The organism is Pseudarthrobacter sp. alpha12b (genome assembly GCF_054130495.1).
This window is the reverse complement of record NZ_CP196746.1, coordinates 4002902-4022317: the sequence shown is the minus strand read 5'-3', so window position 1 is coordinate 4022317 and position 19416 is coordinate 4002902. Positions and strand designations below refer to the sequence as shown.

General features: G+C 66.3%; 15 protein-coding genes. 13 read left to right on the top strand and 2 right to left on the bottom strand.

The genetic code is table 11. From position 1 onward, the window contains the following. Positions 1 to 116 precede the first annotated feature (116 nt). Positions 117 to 1016 carry a helix-turn-helix domain-containing protein gene (locus ACTAQI_RS18580; RefSeq protein WP_457947835.1) on the bottom strand — a complete coding sequence of 300 codons (900 nt, stop codon included), beginning with the start codon at positions 1014 to 1016 and terminating at the stop codon, positions 117 to 119. 218 nt (positions 1017 to 1234) lie between these two features. On the opposite strand from ACTAQI_RS18580, the gene ACTAQI_RS18575 reads away from it, so the two are divergent. The 11 genes from ACTAQI_RS18575 to ACTAQI_RS18525 all read left to right on the top strand — a co-directional run bounded on the left by ACTAQI_RS18575 (position 1235) and on the right by ACTAQI_RS18525 (position 13753). After that, on the top strand, positions 1235 to 2056 hold the full coding sequence (locus ACTAQI_RS18575; protein WP_457947833.1) for an aldo/keto reductase: 822 nt from the start codon (positions 1235 to 1237) through the stop codon (positions 2054 to 2056). A 54-nt stretch (positions 2057 to 2110) separates the two neighbouring features. Next, positions 2111 to 3082 (top strand): aldo/keto reductase, encoded by a 972-nt coding sequence (locus ACTAQI_RS18570; RefSeq protein WP_457947831.1) that lies wholly within the window; start codon positions 2111 to 2113, stop codon positions 3080 to 3082. Continuing rightward, a complete protein-coding gene (locus ACTAQI_RS18565; RefSeq protein WP_457947829.1) occupies positions 3076 to 4098 on the top strand; it encodes an SDR family oxidoreductase in 1023 nt (340 codons plus the stop codon). The genes ACTAQI_RS18570 and ACTAQI_RS18565 overlap by 7 nt, the downstream gene beginning before the upstream one ends. Positions 4099 to 4179: 81 nt before the next feature. After that, on the top strand, positions 4180 to 4905 hold the full coding sequence (locus ACTAQI_RS18560) for a TetR/AcrR family transcriptional regulator (protein WP_457947828.1): 726 nt from the start codon (positions 4180 to 4182) through the stop codon (positions 4903 to 4905). A 145-nt stretch (positions 4906 to 5050) separates the two neighbouring features. After that, positions 5051 to 6307: an acyl-CoA dehydrogenase family protein gene (locus ACTAQI_RS18555; RefSeq protein WP_457947826.1), complete on the top strand. Its 1257-nt coding sequence runs from the start codon at positions 5051 to 5053 to the stop codon at positions 6305 to 6307. 48 nt (positions 6308 to 6355) lie between these two features. After that, a complete protein-coding gene (locus ACTAQI_RS18550) occupies positions 6356 to 7552 on the top strand; it encodes an acetyl-CoA C-acetyltransferase (protein WP_457947825.1) in 1197 nt (398 codons plus the stop codon). A 23-nt stretch (positions 7553 to 7575) separates the two neighbouring features. Continuing rightward, on the top strand, positions 7576 to 9132 hold the full coding sequence (locus ACTAQI_RS18545) for a long-chain-fatty-acid--CoA ligase (RefSeq protein WP_457951107.1): 1557 nt from the start codon (positions 7576 to 7578) through the stop codon (positions 9130 to 9132). Between the two features lie 235 nt (positions 9133 to 9367). Next, positions 9368 to 11929, top strand: a complete 2562-nt coding sequence (locus tag ACTAQI_RS18540) for a rhamnogalacturonan lyase (RefSeq protein WP_457947824.1) — start codon at positions 9368 to 9370, stop codon at positions 11927 to 11929. Between the two features lie 35 nt (positions 11930 to 11964). Then, a complete protein-coding gene (locus ACTAQI_RS18535; protein ID WP_457947823.1) occupies positions 11965 to 12798 on the top strand; it encodes an aldo/keto reductase in 834 nt (277 codons plus the stop codon). A gap of 131 nt (positions 12799 to 12929) precedes the next feature. Beyond that, the gene (locus ACTAQI_RS18530; protein WP_018769627.1) at positions 12930 to 13196 is read left to right on the top strand and encodes a GlsB/YeaQ/YmgE family stress response membrane protein; all 267 of its coding nucleotides are present in this window, start codon (positions 12930 to 12932) and stop codon (positions 13194 to 13196) included. 125 nt (positions 13197 to 13321) lie between these two features. After that, entirely contained in the window at positions 13322 to 13753 is a 432-nt protein-coding gene (locus ACTAQI_RS18525; RefSeq protein WP_457947822.1) for a YtxH domain-containing protein, read from the top strand. Positions 13754 to 13990: 237 nt separating this feature from the next. Here the strand turns inward: ACTAQI_RS18525 and ACTAQI_RS18520 are convergent, their stop codons facing one another. Next, on the bottom strand, positions 13991 to 14848 hold the full coding sequence (locus ACTAQI_RS18520; protein ID WP_457947820.1) for a putative protein N(5)-glutamine methyltransferase: 858 nt from the start codon (positions 14846 to 14848) through the stop codon (positions 13991 to 13993). A gap of 194 nt (positions 14849 to 15042) precedes the next feature. Here ACTAQI_RS18520 and ACTAQI_RS18515 point away from each other — a divergent pair, with 194 nt between their 5' ends. Together ACTAQI_RS18515 and ACTAQI_RS18510 are read left to right on the top strand one after the other, a co-directional pair. After that, a complete protein-coding gene (locus ACTAQI_RS18515; RefSeq protein WP_457947819.1) occupies positions 15043 to 16089 on the top strand; it encodes a lactonase family protein in 1047 nt (348 codons plus the stop codon). A gap of 162 nt (positions 16090 to 16251) precedes the next feature. Further along, positions 16252 to 19407, top strand: a complete 3156-nt coding sequence (locus ACTAQI_RS18510) for an alpha-amylase family glycosyl hydrolase (RefSeq protein ID WP_457947818.1) — start codon at positions 16252 to 16254, stop codon at positions 19405 to 19407. Positions 19408 to 19416 lie beyond the last annotated feature (9 nt).

Sequence of the window (19416 nt, the reverse complement as noted above, 5' to 3'; positions counted from 1 at the left end):
GACTGGGCGGGGAAAACGTGTACTCCCACCCTAGGAAACGCCTGGTCAAGGGCCAATGGGCGGCTGGCCAGAATCAACGCCCTTCGCTGGACGAATGTACAGCAGCAGGGCGGACGTCAGCCCGCTTCGCCGCTTTCGGCCACTGCGGCGGCGTCGCGTTCCAGGCCTGCGCCGGGCGCCGCGCCGAGGCTGCCCAGCAGGGCAAGGGCGTCCGACGACGGCGAGCCCGGCCGGGCGGAGTACACCCTCAGCGTTTGGTCGGGGTCCTCCGGCAGGACAAGGTTTTCAAAGTTCAGTTCCAGGTCCCCCACCGCGGGATGGTGCAGCCGGACGGTTCCCGCGGAGCGGGTTGCCACCCGGTGCCCCGCCCACCATTGGCGGAAATGTTCGCTGTGGACCGCGAGCTCCCCCACCAGGTGGTTGGCCTGGGGATCATTGGGATGCCGGCCCACGTCCAGCCGCAGGGATCCGGCTGCTTCAGCCGCCACCGTCTTCCAGTCCCTGAACAGCTCCCGCGCCGCAGGATCCAGGATGGTCCAGCGGGTCAGGTTCCGCTCCGCCGGCGGCAATGCCGGGAAATCGGTGAACAGCAGGAAAGCCATCCTGTTGCCGGCCAGGACGTCATTGCGCCGGCCCAGCACCATTGCAGGCACCTCCCCCACAGCATCGAGGAGTTGGCGCAGCGCCGGCCGGACACCCTGGGCGGCATTGGTCCCGGGCTCGCGGGGCGCACCTGCGCAGTTCTCCAGGAGGTCCAGCATGTGCGCGTGCTCGCTGCTGTCCAGCCGCAGGGCCCTGGCAACCGCGTCCAGCACGGTGCGGGACGGGTGAATGTTGCGGCCCTGCTCCAGCCGGACGTAATAGTCGGTACTGACCCCGGCCAGCCGCGCCACTTCCTCCCGCCGCAGGCCCGGAACCCTCCGGGCACCCGTGCTGGGACCCGTTCCGGCGACCTCCGGGCTCAACCGGGACCGCATGGCTTTGAGGAATTTTCCGAACTCGGCGCTTTGACCCATGCAGACCATTGTGCCTGCGTTGCGTGCCCCGCTCTACAACGAAGGTAGGACTGGCAGTCCTAGGAAAAACAGGAACAGCTTTGCCTGCTGACTTGGCCGCCAAAAGTGCATAGGCTCAGGAGTGAGCCGATGGAAACCGCTTTCTCACCCGTCGAGCAGCCGGCACCAATCCGCAGCAATCCAACCTTCCAGCACCACTCCACAGAAGGAGCACACCCATGTCAGAGCTGACACTCAACAATGGCGTCACCATCCCGCAGCTTGGCTTCGGCGTTTTCCAGGTTCCGCCGGAAGAGACGCAGCGGACCGTGGAGGACGCCCTGGAAGCGGGCTACCGCCACATCGATACCGCCGCTGCCTACCGGAACGAGGCAGGAGTCGGGGCCGCCCTCGCCGCCACCGGCATCAAGCGCGAGGACATCTTCGTCACCACCAAGCTCCGCAACGGCGAGCAGGGCCGGGCGCAGGAGGCGTTCCAGAACAGCCGCAAGGCACTGGGCCTGGACTTCATCGACCTCTACCTCATCCACTGGCCGGTCCCCTCCCAAGGCCTCTTCGTCCAGGCATGGAAGGAAATGGAGCGGCTGTACGAGAACAGGGAAATCCGCGCCATCGGCGTCTCCAATTTCCTCTCCGACCACCTGGACACCCTGCTGGAGTCGGTTGAAACCGTGCCCGCCGTCAACCAGATTGAACTCCACCCGAGCTACCAGCAGGCTGACCTTGCGGCCAAGTGCCGCAGCCTTGGAATCGCCGTCGAGGCGTACAGCCCGCTGGGCCAGGGCGGGGACCTCAACGGAAACGCCGTTACCGAAATCGCCGATGCCCACGATGCCACCACCGCCCAGGTGGTGCTTGCGTGGCACCTTGCCAACGGAAACATCGTCATCCCCAAATCCGCGAACCCTGACCGGATCCGGGAAAACTTCGCAGCCTCGTCCCTGAAGCTGTCAGACGACGAACTGTCCGCCATCAGCGCACTCGAGTCCGGAGCCCGCATCGGCTCCGACCCCGCCGTCGCATCCTTCACCCAGATGTAGGTTCCAGCAGGCCCAACCAGTGGTTTGGCAAGCTCCCGATTGAAAGGATTTTCCATGCAGTACACCCACCTGGGCCGCTCCGGCCTGAAAGTCTCCCGCCTCTGCCTTGGCACCATGAACTTTGGACCGCAGACGGAGGAGGCGGACGCACACAGCATCATGGATTCCGCACACGAGGCCGGCATCAACTTCTTTGACACCGCCAACGTGTACGGTGGCGCCGACCACCGCGGCTGGACCGAGGAGATCATTGGGCGCTGGTTCGCAAAGGGCGGCGAGCGCCGCGAACACACCGTCCTTGCCACCAAGCTTTACGGCACCATGACGGACCGGCCCAATGAGTCAAAGCTTTCTGCCTTGAACATCCGCCGCGCACTGGATGCCAGCCTCAAGCGCCTGCAGACCGACTACATCGATGTGTACCAGTTCCACCACATTGACCGCGATACCCCGTGGGACGAGATCTGGCAGGCCATCGAAGTTGCGGTGCAGCAGGGCAAGATCCTGTACTCGGGCAGCAGCAACTTTGCCGGCTGGCATATTGCCCAGGCCCAGGAGGCTGCGCGCCGGCGGAACTACACCGGCCTGGTCAGCGAGCAGTCCATCTACAACCTGTTCATGCGCCAGGTGGAGCTGGAAGTCATCCCCGCGGCGCAGCAGTACGGCCTTGGCCTGATCCCCTGGTCACCGCTGCAGGGCGGGCTGCTGGGTGGCGTGCTGAAGAAGGAACGCGAGGGCGTGCGGCGCACCGAGGGGCGTGCGGCTGAAACGCTGAAGAAGCACCAGGACCAGATCCGCCAGTACGAGGACTTCGCCGACGAACTGGGCCACGAGCCCGGCGACGTCGCCCTGGCCTGGCTCCTGCACCAGCCGGCCGTGACGGCTCCGATCGTTGGCCCGCGCACGCAGGAACAGCTGGACGCCGCCATCCGCGCCCTGGACGTTTCCCTCGATGACGACGCACTCAAGCGGCTGGACGACATCTTCCCGGGGCACCGCACGGCACCGGAAGACTACGCGTGGTAACCCCAGCGGCTACGGATACGGTGGCGCCGAGGAGCATCCTTTTCATCGGCGGCACCGGGGTCATCAGCGCGGCGGCGGCAGAACGCGCCGCCGCGCTGGGCCACCGGCTGACCATCCTGAACCGGGGACAGTCCACCAGGCCCATCCCGGAGGGGACGGAAGTACTGCACGCGGACGTCCGTGATGCAGCGGCCGTGAGGGAGGCGCTGGGCGGCAGGGAGTTCGACGCCGTAGCGGACTTCATCTCCTACACCCCGGACCAGGCGCAAACCAGCATGGAGTTGTTCCGGGAGCGGACCGGCCAGTACGTCTTCATCAGCTCCGCCTCCGCGTACCAAAAGCCGCCCACGCGGCTGCCCATCCGCGAATCCACGCCACTGAAGAACCCCTTCTGGCAGTACTCGCGGGACAAGATCGCGTGCGAGGAGCTGCTGTTCCGGGCCTACCGGGAGCAGGACTTTCCCCTGACGGTGATCCGGCCGTCGCACACCTACGACCGCACCAAGATCGCCATGGTGGGCGGCTGGACGGACATCCACCGGATGCGCAGCGGCCTGCCGGTCATGGTCCACGGGGACGGCACCTCGCTGTGGACGCTGACGCACAGCAAGGACTTTGCCAAGGCGTTTGTCGGGCTGCTCGGAAGGCCCCAGGCGGTGGGTGAAAGCTACACCATCACTTCCGACGAATACCTGCCCTGGAACCAGATCTATGGGCTCTTCGCGCGGGCGGCAGGCGTCCGGGAACCGGAACTGGTGCACGTGGCGTCCGAAACCATCGCTGTCCACGACGCCGAACTGGGTTCCAACCTCCTGGGCGACCGGTCCCATTCGGTGGTCTTTGACAACACCAAGATCAAATCGCTGGTGCCGGACTACACTGCCACCATCCCGTTCGCGGACGGCGCCCGGGAGATTGTTCAGTGGTACGACAGCCACCCGGAGCTGCAGCAGGTGACCGAGTCCTACATGCAGCTTTCGGACAAGCTGACCAGCTGGTCCCGGCAGGGCGCCTGATCCGTAAGTGCCGGCGTGGCCGGCCTGCCGCAGCATCCCGCGGCAGGCCGGCCACATTGCTGCTGTGCTAAATTTCGGCGCATGACCTCGCCCCCTTCCAACCGTCCCGTCGAAGGGCATCCTGCCGACGGGCCCGTTGCGGCAGCCATTGGCCTCCTGGCCAAGCAGGGTTTCGATGCAACGTCCGTTGACGAACTCGCAGAAGCCTCCGGCATGAGCCGCAGCACGTTTTTCCGCAGGTTCGGGTCCAAGGAGGACGTTGTCTTCGCCGACCACGAGCGGATCCTGCAGCAGGTCAACGACCGGCTCGCCGAATCCAGGCTTGAGCCGCTGGCCGCAGTGGCTGACGCAGCCCTGCTGGTCTTCAACCACCATCTGCGGAACCCCGAAACCTCCCGCGCCCGTTACGGGCTTCTGCAGGCAGTTCCGGCACTTCGGGACCGGGAGCTGGTGACCTCCCACCGGTACGAGCGGGCGTTCCTGCTGCACCTGAACGGCAAGCTGCCCGGTGACGGCCGGAGTGAATACAAGGCCGTAGCCTTTGCCGCAGCCGTGGTGGCCGTTCACAATGCCTTCCTCCGGCAGTGGCTTCGGGCCACACCCGGGGCCGGGGAAACGGCGGCAGCGGACCGCCAACGGGCGGCAGCTTTGGCCGGCGAACTCCAGGCCTTGTCTGAAACCTTCCGGCCCGCGCTCCTGGGGTCAGCCGCACCAGCGCAACCGGCGCCCACCGTCGTCGTGACCGTCCTTCCGGGCGCGGCGGACAAGGATGCGATTGCCCAGGCGGTCCGCGACGCCCTGCCCTAGCGAGCCGCGGGTTGCTACCCAGATCCTGCTTCTGACACGGAGTTTCTTGACGTGGAACTGCGTTTCATTGCATCCTTAGTCAGTGTGGCGTAAGCCACACTGTTTCGGTGGGTCCCGCCACCGCTGAGTTAAAGGATGCAGATACATGACGACGACGTCGCCCAGCCTCGCGCCCGCCCGCGCCGGAGGCCCCGCCGGCTTCCCGGCCGGCACGGTTGAGCCGGACTACCTTCTGACCGAGGCCCTGGGCACGGACCCGGCGTCCATCCTCGCCGGCATCAGCGACCAGGACCGGGCGTACTGGGACCGGGCCCGCATGTTCGTCCAGGACGAGGTCCTCCCCGTCATTGACGGCTACTGGGAACGCGGCGAGTATCCGCTGCACCTCCTCCGCCGCCTTGGCGAACTGGACCTGCTGCGCGACGGCATTGCAGTGGACGGTTTCGAACCGATGAGCAGCATGGCCGCCGGCCTGGTGAACATGGAAATCAGCCGCGGGGACGGCTCCGTGGCCACGATGATCGCGGTCCAGGGCGGCCTGGCCCTGCGGTCCGTCGCCGAGTGCGGATCTCCCGCGCAGAAGGAACGCTGGCTGCCGGCGATCGCCCGCGGAACCGAGTACGCAGCGTTTGCCCTCACCGAGCCCACCCATGGCTCCGACTCGGTGGCCCTGGAAAGCACGGCAACCCGTACTGAAGGCGGGTTCCTGCTCAACGGCGAAAAGAAGTGGATCGGCAACGGCTCCGTTGGCGGCGTCAGCATCGTGTGGGCCCGGGGCGACGACGGCCAGGTCCACGGCTACCTGGTTCCACAGGACTCCCCCGGCTACACCGCCACAAAGATCGAGGGCAAGCTGGCCCTGCGCGCCATCTGGCAAGCCCACATCCGGCTGGAGGATGTGTTTGTCCCGGACGCGAACGTCCTCCCTGGCGCACGAACCTTCAAGGACACAGCCCGCGTCCTGTTGGCGACCCGGCTGGGCGTGGCCTGGTCCGCCGTCGGGCATGCCACCGCCTGCTACGAAACGGCCGTCCAGTACGCCAAGCAGCGCAAGCAGTTCGGCCGGCCCCTGGCCGCCTCCCAGATCGTGCAGGAACGGTTGGCCCGGATGCTTAGCGAACTGGCCACCATGCAACTGATGGTGGTGCAGATGACCCGGCTCGATGAAGCCGGAGCGCTCACCCCGGAGCAGGCGTCGCTGGCCAAGTACACCTGCACCCGCACCGCCCGGGGTATTGCCTCCAATGCGCGTGATCTGCTGGGCGGCAACGGCATCCTCCTGGAAAACCGTGTTGCCCGGCACCTGGCCGACATCGAAGCCATCCACACCTACGAAGGCACGGAAACCATGCAGGCGCTCATCATCGGCCGCGGCATCACCGGCACCTCCGCCTTCGCCTGATCTCTTAGACCTGACTTTGGCCGCGCGTCAACCTCGAAAGGACTGTTCTTGAACCAGAACGCCAACATCCCCGTCATCCTGGGCGGCGCCCGCACCCCGTTCGGCAGGTTCCGCGGAGGCCTCACACCCTTTTCCTCCAGCGAACTGGGCGCCCATGCCATCCGCGCCGCGCTGGAGCGCACCGGCGTTGCACCCGAACAGATCGGCGCCGTGATCGTGGGGCAGGTCATCCAGGCCGGCGCCGGCCAGGGCCCCGCGCGGCAGGCCAGCCTGGCCGCCGGCATCGGCTGGGACGTCCCCACCATCACCATCAACAAGCTCTGCCTGTCCGGACTGACCGCGGTCATCGACGCCGCCCGGATGATCCGCACCGGGGAAGCCGACTTCATTGTCGCCGCCGGACAGGAATCAATGACCAACGCCCCGCACCTGGTCCCCGGGCTTCGCGCCGGCGTCGTCATCGGTGATGCCCCGATGCTGGACTCCCTGAACCACGACGGGCTCCAGGACCCGGTCAGCGGCAAGCTGATGGGCGAGGCCACCGACGCAGGCAACACCGAACGCGGCATCTCCCGCGAAGAGCAGGACGCCGTCGCGGCCCGCTCCCACCAGCGGGCGGATGCGGCCCGGGCCGCCGGGGTGCTGGCCGAGGAGATCGCGCCGATCCAGGTCCCCCAGCGCAAGGGCCCGGCCGTGACCCTTGAACATGACGAGGGCATCCGCCCGGAAACCACTGCAGAATCGCTCGCGCAACTCCGCCCGGCGTTCTCCAAGGCGGAGACGGCCACCATCACGGCCGGTTCGTCCTCGCCCCTCTCCGACGGCGCTGCGGCGCTGATCATCGCCAGCAAGGCAGCGGCCGAGACTGCGGGGCTGGAGTGGATTGCCGAGATCGGGGCCCACGGCCAGACCGCCGGTCCCGACGGGTCGCTGCACTCCCAGCCCGCCCGGGCCATCGAGCGCGCCCTCAAGGACCAGGGGCTCACCGCGCAGGAGCTGGACCTGGTGGAAATCAACGAGGCCTTCGCCTCGGTCCTTATCCAGTCCGCCAACGATCTTGGCATCGACACCGAAGCCGTGAACGCCGAAGGTGGCGCCATCGCCCTGGGCCACCCCGTGGGGGCCTCGGGCGCACGCCTGGTGCTGCACCAGGCACTGGCGCTGAAGCGCCGGGGCGGAGGGACTGGCGTCGTGGCCCTCTGCGGGGGCGGCGGCCAGGGCGACGCCCTGATCCTCACAGCATGACCATCCCAACGAAGAAGCAGGCCATGACCAACAGCAACTCCGACGACGGATTCGCCACCATCTCCGTCGCAGCAATCCTGGCTGAATCAGCCAAGAGGACTCCCGACAGCATCGCACTCGTCGTCGGCGAAGAGCAGGTGAGCTATGGCGACCTCTGGCGGCAGACCCGTACCTACGCCGGCGCGTTGCGGGCCCGTGGCGTTGGACCGGGAGACGCCGTGGCCGTCCTGATCCCCAATGTCCCGGACTTTGCACGGGTGTATTACGCCATCCTGTCGCTCGGAGCCATCGTTGTCCCGGTGCACGCCCTGCTCAAGGCCCGCGAAATCGAGTACGTCCTGCAGGACAGCGGTGCCAAGCTGCTGATCTGCGCGGCTCCGCTGCTTCCGGAGGGTGCCGCAGGCGCCGCGGCCATTGGCATCGACGTGTTGACCGTCATGGCGCCCGACGACGGCGGGTTCGCCCGGCTCGAAGCGGAAGCCGCCGGTGCCGAGCCGATCCGGACCTACGAGCCGTGCCGCCCGTCGGACACCGCCACCATCCTGTACACCTCGGGCACCACGGGCAAACCGAAGGGGGCACTGGGCACGCACTTCGCCCTGGTGGAGCAAACCAGCGTCCTGCTCACCAGCGTGATGGACTTCCGGCCCGGCGACGTCCTGTTCGGTGGACTGCCGCTCTTCCACACCTTCGGCCAAACAGTGGTCCTCAACACGGGACTCCGTGCCGGCGCCACGATCGTCCTGATGCCACGCTTCACCGGCGCGGATGCCCTGAAGCTGCTGGCAAAGCACGACGTCAACATCTTCCTCGGCGTGCCCACCATGTACGTGGCGCTCCTGGAAGCTGCCAAGAGCATCCCGGACCGGCCCGCGGCCCTGCGGTACGGCATCTCCGGCGGCGCGTCCCTTCCACTGGCCGTCATGGACAGGTTCCGCGACGTCTACGGGGTGGAGATCCACGAAGGCTACGGCCTGACCGAGACCTCGCCTGTTGCAGCCTTCAACCACGTTGGAACGGCGCCTCGGCCGGGCACCATCGGGATTCCCATCTGGGGTGTTGATATCGAGATCGCCCGGCCCGAGGTGACCGAGCGGATCGAGCTGCTGCCCAACGGCGAACTGGGCGAGCTGGTCATCCGCGGCCACCTGCTCATGAAGGGCTACCTGAACCGGCCGGAGGCTACCGCGGAGGCCGTGGTGGACGGCTGGTTCCGCAGCGGGGACCTTGGGACAAAGGACGACGACGGGTACCTCACCATCGTGGACCGCAAGAAGGACATGATCATCCGGAACGGCTACAACGTCTATCCCCGCGAAGTGGAGGAAGTCCTGCTGACCCATCCGGCGGTGGTCAGCGCGGCGGTCTACGGCATCCCGGATGACGTGCACGGGCAGGAAATCGCGGCCGCCATCGTCCTGGACGCCGGAGCCACAGTCACGGAAACCGAATTGATGGACTTCGCCAGCGCCCAGCTTGCGGCCTACAAGTACCCGCGGGTGGTCAGGATCCTTTCCGAGCTCCCCCTGGGACCCAGTGGAAAGATCCTTAAGCGGAAGCTGGCGGAAGCCCCCAACTAAGGCAGGCCCAGGCCCCATCAGCCAAGCGGCTGAACGGCTGAACGGTGCTTCCCAGGGGGACCGGGGTCCCGGCGGAAGCCGAAGAGGCCTGCTGCAACTGCAGCAGGCCCTTCCGTTTCTACAACGTTCTAAATACCCTCTCTGCGCCGCGAAAACAAGGCTTCCGCTGCCCCCTCCCCCGCGGCTAGATTACTGGGGAAGCGTTTTCCGGTCTCAGAATTGAAAGGATTCACTGATGAATCCCCGCCCCACTCCCATACGCCTTCTTTCTGCCGGCGCCGCCGGCCTGGCACTCACTGTCGGTTGCCTCGCCGCCCCGGCCTCCGCCGTCGGCCCCTCACCCAAGCCGGGCAATCCCGGCATCCAGCTGGACCATCTCGACCGCGGACTGGTTGCTGCCGGAACGTCGGAGGGCGTATTCCTCAGCTGGCGCCTGCTGGGCACTGAAGCCACCGGCTCCTCTGCCACCGGCCTCACCGGGACTGACTTCAACGTGTACCGGGACGGCCAGAAGCTTGCCACGGTAACGGACAGCACCAACTTCCTGGACCGTGCAGGAACCGCAGCGTCGGCCTACCAGGTGCGGGCCGTCGTCGGCGGCGTTGAAGTGGACCACAGCGCCTCCGCCAGCCCGTGGGGCAGCAACTTCAAGGACATCCCGCTCAAAAAGCCGGCCGACGGCGTGACTCCCGCGGGCCAGGCCTACACGTACTCCGCGAATGACACCTCGGTGGGCGACGTGGACGGCGACGGTCAGTACGAGTTCGTTGTGAAGTGGGACCCGAACAACTCCAAGGACGTCTCCCAGGTGGGCTACACGGGCAACACCTACGTCGACACCTACAAGGCGGACGGCACGCTCCTCAGCCGGATCGACCTCGGCGTCAACATCCGCGCCGGCGCCCACTACACCCAGCTGCTGGTCAACGACTTCGACGGCGACGGCCGGGCGGAGATGATGATGAAGACCGCTCCGGGGACCAAGAGCACCAGTTTCAACGCGGACGGCAGCGTGGCGGCCAGTTCCTTCATCTCCCTGCTCCAGACCGACATCAACGCCGGCTACTCCAACACGGATGACTACCGCATGAGCGCCGCGGACTACTACCAGCACATGGTGAAGACCTTCCGGGGCTGGACGGAGCACCCCGAGGTGAAGGCCGGACACTGGCCCGCAACCCTGGAGGAAGCCTTCGGCATCGCGCCGCAGTACACGTACCCGCTGTCAAAGTCCGACGCCGAGGCGCTCACCGACTACTTCATGGACGTCTACGCCCCGTCCCGCAGCGCCCGCAACAACCTGCGCGCGTTTGAGGGCTTCATTGTCTCGGGGCCCGAATACCTGACCGTGTTCGAGGGCGCCACGGGCAAGGAACTGAAGACCGTGGCGTACACGCCTGGGCGTACCGACGACGGCCTGATGTGGGGCGACTATGCCATGGCGCGCATCGAACCGGGAAACCGTGTGGACCGGTTCCTGGCCGGCGTCGCCTACCTGGACGGCAGCAAGCCCGCGGCGGTTTTTGCCCGCGGCTACTACACCCGAACCACCCTGGCCACCTACACCTGGGACGGGACCAACCTCTCGCCCATCTGGAACGTGGACTCCGGCTGGACGCCCATGACCAACCCGTTTAACGACTCCCCGCACGGCCGCGACGGCACGGACCCCACCTACGGCAAGCTCACCACGCAGGGCTTCCACTCACTGAGCGCCTCCGACGTGGACGGCGACGGAAAGCAGGAGATCCTCTACGGATCGGCAACGCTCGACGACGACGGCTCGGTTTTGTACACGTCCTTCGACACCCTGCCAACCGGCAGCGCCGCTCCCGGCGAAGAGGCGCGGCTGGGCCATGGTGACGCCATGCATGTCACCGACATCGACCCCAACCGGCCGGGCAAGGAGATCTTCACAGTCCACGAAGGCGCCGCGTACGCGCCGTACGGCTACGCCATGCGGGACGCGGCCACCGGCGAGGTGCTGTTCGGGGCGTACTCCGGCAAGGACACCGGCCGCGGCATGATCGGCGACGTGGATCCATCCGTGCCCGGCATCGAAAACTGGGCCATCGGCATGCAGTCGGCGGACGGCAGGAAGCTTTCCAGCAGTGCCCCCGGCACCAACATGAGCATCAAATGGGCCGCGGACATGACCACGCAGATCATTAACGGATCAGGCGACCAGACGCCCACCATCGACGACTGGAAGCGCGGGCGGCTGCTCACGGCAGACGGCACCCGGACCAACAACGGCACCAAGGGCACCCCCAGCCTGGTGGCGGACATCATGGGCGACTGGCGGGAGGAAATGGTGGCCCGCACCGCGGACAGCTCGGCCCTGCGCATCTACCTGAGCACCGAGGTGACCGACCACAAGCTTTACACCCTGATGCACGATCCGCAGTACCGGGCCGAGGTTGCCCGGCAGAATACGGCTTACAACCAGCCCGCCTACACCGACTTCTACTTCGCCTCCGATATGAACTTCGGCAACGTCCCGCTGCGCGCCGCATGGCTTCCGGGCAGCATCAAGGCCCTGAGGGACATCCTGGCGGACCTGGTGGAATCCGGTGATGTTTCCGGACCGGTGGCCAGCCAGCTGGGCGCCAGCGCGCAGCAGGCCGCTCAGGCGGTCCGGGATGGCGACCCCGCCAAGGCAGGGCAGGCAGTGCAGCGGTTCGTGGATTTCCTTGCCCAGCAGAAGAACCCGGATACGGTATCCAGTACGGCCCGCGTGTCGCTGGAGTACAACGCCGGCAACATCCTCCGGGCCTTCACGCGTCCGGGCATGTGAACGACAGGACGGCCGATAGAGGGGAGACTGATGGCATGACACTTGCACCGCTCATCGAACTCAATGACGGCAACAGGATTCCGCAGCTGGGGCTTGGCACCTGGCCGCTGGACGACGAACAGGCGGCGACCGCCGTCGTACAGGCCGTGGAAGCCGGGTACCGGCACATCGATACCGCCGTGAAGTATGGCAATGAACGCGGCGTGGGAAACGGCATCCGGGCCAGCGGTGTGGACCGCAGCGAGCTCTTCATCACCACCAAGCTCGACGGCGAATTCCAGGGCCACGACCGCGCGGTGGCGGGCCTGGACGGGTCACTGAAGCGCCTGGGCCTGGATTACGTGGACCTGCTGCTGATCCACTGGCCGCTGCCGGGGAGGGACCAGTACGTCTCCACCTGGCAGACGTTTGAACGGCTGCAGGCGGCGGGAAAGGTCCGCTCCGTCGGGGTGTCCAACTTCAAGCCGGCGCACCTCGAACGGCTGATGGCGGAGACCAACGTGGTGCCGGCGGTGAACCAGATCCAGCTCAGTCCGGCCATCACCCGGTCCGCGGAGCGGGAATTCCACGCCGGGCACGGAATTGTCACGGAGTCCTACAGCCCGCTTGGTGGGTCCGGCGCTGGATTGCTCGGCGCGCCAATCCTTTCCCAATTGGCGGAAAAACACGGGAAAACCCCCGGGCAACTGGTCCTGCGGTGGCACATACAAAACGGATTGGTAACGATTCCCAAGACGGCTTCCCCGGACCGGATGGAGGAGAACCTGGACGTGTTCGATTTCGCCCTGGACCCGCAGGATCTAGCGGAACTTTCGATCCTGGACGAGGGCCCCGGGGCGGGCAACGACTCGGACAAAACGGGGCACTAAAAACAGCCTGAACTGCACTTTTTTCCAAAAACTGGGTTGGCAAAAAGATAGTAAGCATGATTACTATTGACGCAGAAGGATGAAGTGCCTCCGGAACTGGAGGCCTCCTTTACTTAGGAAGAGAGCTTCAAATGGGATTTATTGCATTTCTGATTCTCGGACTTATTGCCGGTGCGATCGCTAAGGCGATCCTCCCGGGCAGGCAGGGTGGCGGCTGGGTCATCACCCTGATCCTGGGCGTTGTTGGTGCTTTCCTCGGCGGCTGGCTGGGCGGGATGATCTTCGGCAGTGGACTGCAGGAGTTCTTCTCGATCCAGACGTGGCTGCTGGCGATCGTCGGCTCGCTGATCGTCCTTGCCATCTACGGCATGGTCACCAAGCGCAGCGCCCGCGGATAACTGTACGGGCAAGCCAGGAGGCCGGCCTGGGGACATCATCCCCAGGCCGGCTTTCATTTTCTCCGGCAACGGGAGCCCGCTACCCCGGCCGGACTGACAACCTTCTCGCAGAGCAGGAGTTCATCGTGAAAAACAAGCTTCTTTTGGGTGTGGGCGTTGCCGTCGGTTACGTGCTCGGCTCGCGGTCAGGCCGCGCCGCGTACGACAAGCTGAAGGCCCGCGCGGCCGGCGTCTGGGACAGCAAGCCGGTCCAGGACAAGGTATCCGTGGCTACGGAAGCCATCAAGGAAAAGGCGCCTGAGGTGGCGGACCAGCTTGGGGAAGCTGCGCGCAGGGCAGGCACAGTGATCGGCTCCGCAATGCACCGGGACGGCGCATCCGGCGGGGGCCAGTCCTCTTCCGGTACTTCCGCCACTGGTACTTCCACGGGCACTTCCTCTGGAACTTCAACGGGCGGTGATGCCGGCGGCTTGGGCGAAGACCACATCCCCGCGCACAGCACCCACCCGGAGACCACCAACCTTGGTACCTCCGATGGGGCCGGCGGAAAGGCCTGATAGCCGCGTGATCGCCGTTCGTTACGCGGCACCTCCGTGTGACAAACGGAATGGTCCGCCTTTGTGCTACAACTGAATCGCCTTGCCGGCCGTCGCGATCCTTGGGGGACGCGGCGGCCGGCAGTGTTTAACCCGGGCTGCCCAGCCAACCCGCTGACTTCAAGACTGCTGCCGATCAGGTTTTCCACCTAGGGGTTTTGTGGGGTCTTATTGTCGGTGGTGGCTGGCAGGGTTGGGTTATGGAAGCCGTCGGGCACGCAGGTCCCCTGCCCCTGCGTCGCCCACCACCACCGTGCCGTCCACTCCCTCTGAACGGACCGTCCTTGCGGCGAAACCGGCTGCCGCCAGGATGGCGGAAGTGCCGGTTGCCTGCCGCTGACTGGTTTCAATGAGCACATGACCGCCGGGAGCCAACCAGCCAAGCGCCTCGGCCGCAATACAGCGGTGGAAGTCCAGTCCGTCAGGGCCGCCGTCGAGGGAGGCGACAGGTTCGTAGAGCCGCGCCTCGGGAGGCATGGTCCGGATTGCTTCCGAGGGGACGTAGGGAGCGTTGACGGCGAGCACCAGGATCCGCCCGCGCAGTGCGGGAGGGAGGGCTCCGAACAAGTCGCCCGCATGGACGTGGCCGCCAAGGGGTTCAACGTTCAACCGGGCACATCGCACAGCAGTTGGTTCGATGTCCGCGGCATGCAGTTCCACCCCCGGCGCCCGATGCATGATGGCCGCTCCCACGGCCCCTGATCCGCAGCACAGGTCCACCACGACCGCGGGCACAGGCGGGGCTCCGTCGGCCAGCACTGCCAGGGCCTCGGAGACCAGCAGCTCGGTTCGGCGCCGCGGCACAAAGACGCCGGGTTCAACCCGGATGCGGCGGCCTGCGAATTCCGCCCAGCCCAGGATGTGCTCCAAGGGGACTCCCTCCATCCGGCGCCGGATATTGAGGGAAAGTTCCGATGGGCTGCAGTCCTCATCCAGCAGGAGCCGGGCCTCCTCTTCGGCGAAGACGCATCCCGAAGACCGCAACAGTGAGACGATGCGGTCGAACTCCCGCGGGGGGCATTGGTCGCGGACAGCGCGTGATTCCGGAGGTGGCATGGCAACGCCTTTCGGTGAGCCCGCGGGTACCCCCACGCCGTCTACGCCAAGCTCTCCGGGCGGCACCGGAAGGGGACTACCAAAACTGACACAGCGGTCATCGCGCCCACCTCTTCCTGCCGTTGCTGGAAATCCCATGCTAGTAGGTGGCTTGGCGCACGGGAATGGGGGCCAGGTCTTGGCAGGATGGGACCATGACCACCGCCACCGGCACCAACCTCCTTTGGATCGGCACCTACACCCCCGATGGCGGCGGCCGTGCCAAGGGCATTGGCGCTGCCCGCGAGCACCAGGACGGAAGGCTCGAATGGCTGGGCACGGCAGTCGAGGCGCAATCGCCGTCGTTCGTCGCTGTCCACCCGACTCTGCCGGTAGTGTACGCGGCGGCCGAGCAGCGCAGGAAAGTCCAGGCGTACCTTCGGCACGGCGACGCCGCCCTGGAACCCCGTGGGGAACCGCAGCCTGCCGGCGAGGCCACCTGCCATGTCGCCGTCGACCCGCACGGCCGCTTTGCCACCGCCGCGTGCTGGGGTGACGGGCAGGTGCTCCTCTATGAATTGGATGCCGACGGCGGCATGACCGGGCGGTTCCCCGCCGCACCGTCGGTTGATCCCCACGCCGGCCTTACCCCCGGAGTCCCCAGGCAAAGCCGCGCCCACGCCAGCCTCATGCTGCGCGACGGGCGCATCATGACCACCGACCTTGGCCACGACACCCTCCGCATTTGGAACTATGAACCAGGTACCGGGCTCGTCGCCGATCATGAGGTGGTCCTCCCCTACGGCAGTGGCCCCCGGCACCTGGTGGAGCACCCTGGCGGCAACGTTTTCATCGTGTCGGAATACTCGGTGGAGGTCTTTGTGGTCCGGCCCCAGGCAGGGACCTACGAACTGGTGTTCCGCGGGCCAGGCACGGCCGGCGGCAGCCAGGTCGGCGATTCCGGCGCTGAGATCTGCCTCGGCCCGCAGGGAAACTTCGCTTATGCCGGCGTCCGCGGCTCCAACATCATCAGCGTCCTGGAGGTTGCCCGGGGCGGCACCGAACTGATCCCCCTGAAGGACTTGGACAGCGGCGGGGACTGGCCGCGGCACCACCTGGTCCGGGGAAACTGGCTGCACGTGGCCCATGAACGGTCGGACAACATCGCCTCGATTGGGTTGGACCCCGTCACCGGCCTCCCCGGGCCGGCGCTCCACAACCTGCCCACCCCATCACCCACTGCCTTGGTGGCCGCGGGTTAGCCCTGCCGTCCGTCTTCCCCAAACGCTGGAGTAATCCAGTGCAAGCGCTTACAGTTGTGACTCGGTTCACAAGGCAGCATGCTGTTCTTCGAACCCTCCTGCCGCATCCCCATGTCAACGGCAAGCCTGTACAGCAGCGCTGCTTCCCAGGAAGGTCTCACAGTGTTATTCCGCACCCCTCCCGGCGCGCCCCCACGCGCCCAACTGCCGGCAAAGCCCGCAGGAACACAGCATCCACCAACCCGCCGCCTATCCCCCGGCCGTGCCGTCGCGGCCAGATCCGCGGCCGGCCTTCTGGCAGCCGCAGTCGCCGTCTCCGCCGCGGTCCTGCCGGCCCATGCCGCCCTGGGCTTCAAGGACCCCGGCTCCAAGGATCCCGGCACCAAAGGCCAGGGGTCCGTATCCGCCCTGCATTCGCTCCGCGGCCCGGTGACTGACGAGAACTTCTACTTCGTCATGGCGGACCGGTTCAGTAACGGCAGCGCCGCCAACGACCAGGGCGGCCTGGGCCCTGACCCCATGGTCTCCGGTTTTGATCCCACGAAGAAGGGCTTCTACAACGGCGGTGACCTGGCCGGCCTGCGCAACAAGATCGACTACATCCAGGGCCTGGGGACCACGTCCATCTGGCTGACCCCCAGTTTCAAGAACAAGGCAGTCCAGCCGGAGGACAAGTCAGCCGGCTACCACGGCTACTGGGTCACCGACTTCACCCAGATCGATCCGCACTTGGGAACCAACGACGAACTCAAGGGTCTCATTGACGAGGCCCACGCCCGCGGCATGAAGGTGTACTTCGACATCATCACCAACCACACGGCCGACGTCATCGGCTACCAGGAGGGCGACCGCAAAGGCTACGTGTCCAAGGACGCGGTCCCGTACAAAAACGCCACGGGCGAGGCATTCGATGACCGCGACTATGCCGGCACCGGAACTTTCCCGCAACTGGACGCGAACACATCATTCCCCTACAAGCCAGTCCTGGCTCCCGGCGAGGAAACTCTGAAGGTTCCCGCCTGGCTGAACGATCCCACGCTGTACCACAACCGCGGCGACACCACCTTCACCGGCGAGGACTCCATGTACGGGGACTTCTTCGGCCTCGATGACCTGTTCACCGAAAATCCCAAAGTGGTGCACGGCATGGAGGACATCTACAAGTCCTGGATCGGCGATTTCGGTGTGGACGGCTTCCGGATCGACACCATGAAGCACGTGAACAACGAGTTCTGGCAGGAATTCGGCCCCAACGTCCTCAGCTACGCCAAGGAGCATGGCAAGGACGAGTTCTTCATGTTCGGCGAGGTGTTCGACACCAGCAAGAGCTTCACGTCGCAGTTCACCACCCGCAACAAGATGCAGGCAGTCCTGGACTTCCCGTTCCAGGATGCCGCCCGCAACTTCGCGTCCAAGAGCCAGGACGCCAAGGCGCTGCAGGCCTTCTTCGCCGGCGACGACTGGTACACCGACGCCGACTCCAACGTTTACGAGCTGCCCACCTTCCTTGGCAACCACGACATGGGCCGCATCGGCAGCTTCATCAGCCAGGACAACCCTGCCGCCAGCGACGCCGAGAAGGTGGCCCGCGACGAGCTGGCGCATGAGCTGATGTACTTCTCCCGCGGCAACCCGGTGGTCTACTACGGCGACGAACAGGGCTTCACCGGCCCCGGCGGCGACCAGGACGCGCGCCAGACGCTCTTCGCCAGCAAGGTTCCGGACTACCTTGACGACGACCTGCTGGGCACGGACTCCACCCACGCCACGGACAACTTCAACCCGGGCCATCCGCTGTACGCCAAGATCCGCGAACTGGCCGCCCTCACCAAGGAGCATCCGGCACTCCGGAACGGCGCCCACCAGCACCGCTACGCCTCCGAAGGCCCGGGCATCTACGCCTTCTCCCGCACCGACGCCCAGGACCAGCGCGAATACGTCGTGGCCCTGAACAACAGTGCCCAGCCCCGGACAGCGGCGATCCCCACGTACATCGCCAAGCGCAGCTACACGCGCATCTACGGCGAAGGCGCCGACGAGGCCAAGACCTCCGAGGACGCCACATTGACGGTGACCGTCCCGCCGCTCTCCGCCGTCGTCTACCAATCCTCGGGCCGGATTCCGCACTCCAAGGAGGCTCCCGCCGTCGCCCTCCAACAGCCCGCCGCAGCGCCAAGTGACAACGGGCGCATCAACGTAACGGCCGACGTCGACGGTGCTTCGTTCTACGAGGTCACCTTCGAAGCAAGGACGGCAGGCGGCGAATGGCAACGGATCGGCACCGACGACACCGCCCCGTACCAGGTGTTCCACGACGTGGCGGCCCTGGACGCCGGCACGCCTCTGGAATACCGGGCCACAGTTCTGGACAACGGCGGCCAAACCGCCACCAGCCAGAGCCGTTCGGCAAGCGTCCCCGCACCCGTCCTGACGCTGCAGAAGCCGGCCGAGGGCAGCAGTGTGGAAGGCAAGGTTGAGCTGAGTGCCACCGCCGATCCGGAGAAGGCCAGCCACGTGGTGTCCTTCCAGCGAAGCGTGAACGGCGGGGACTGGACCGCAGTGGGCACCGACTCGTCGTCGCCCGTGTACTCGGCCACCGATGACGTGTTGGGGCTGGCTGATGGCACCAAGGTCCGGTACCGAGCCACGATGGCCGGCACCGGTTTCGATGTCACCAGCGAAATCCGGACCGTCACGGTCGGCCAGGCCCCGCAACCCGACTCCGTCACGGTGGCCGGATCGCTGAACCAGGCCATGGGCTGCACCGCGCAGTGGGATCCGACCTGCCCGCAGGCAAAGATGGTGCTGGACCCGGTGGACCGCGTCTGGCGGCTGACCGCGGACCTGCCCGCGGGGACGTACGAGTACAAGGCCGCGCTCAACGGCGGCTGGGACGAGAACTACGGTGCCGACGGCCAGCTCAACGGGCAGAACATCATGCTGGACCACCCCGGCGGCAGGGTCACCTTCCGCTACGACAACAGCACGCACCTGCTCAGCGCCGTCTACGCTTCACAGCAGCCGTCCGCCGTGGCGGCAGCGGGGAGCATGGACAGCGAGCTGGGCTGCGCCTCGGACTGGGAACCGTCCTGTGACCACGCGCAGCTGGTGCTGGACCCGGCAGACCTCGTCTGGAAGCTGACCGTGCCGGACCTGCCGGCAGGGAGCTACGAGTTCAAGGCGGCCCTCAACAAGTCGTGGGACGTCAGTTACGGGGCCGGCGGGGCCTCCCCCGGGGCCAACATCGTCTTAGAGCACGACGGCGGCCCGGTCACCTTCCGGTACGACCACTTCACCCACGTGATCACGGCGGGTTAGTTCCCGCGC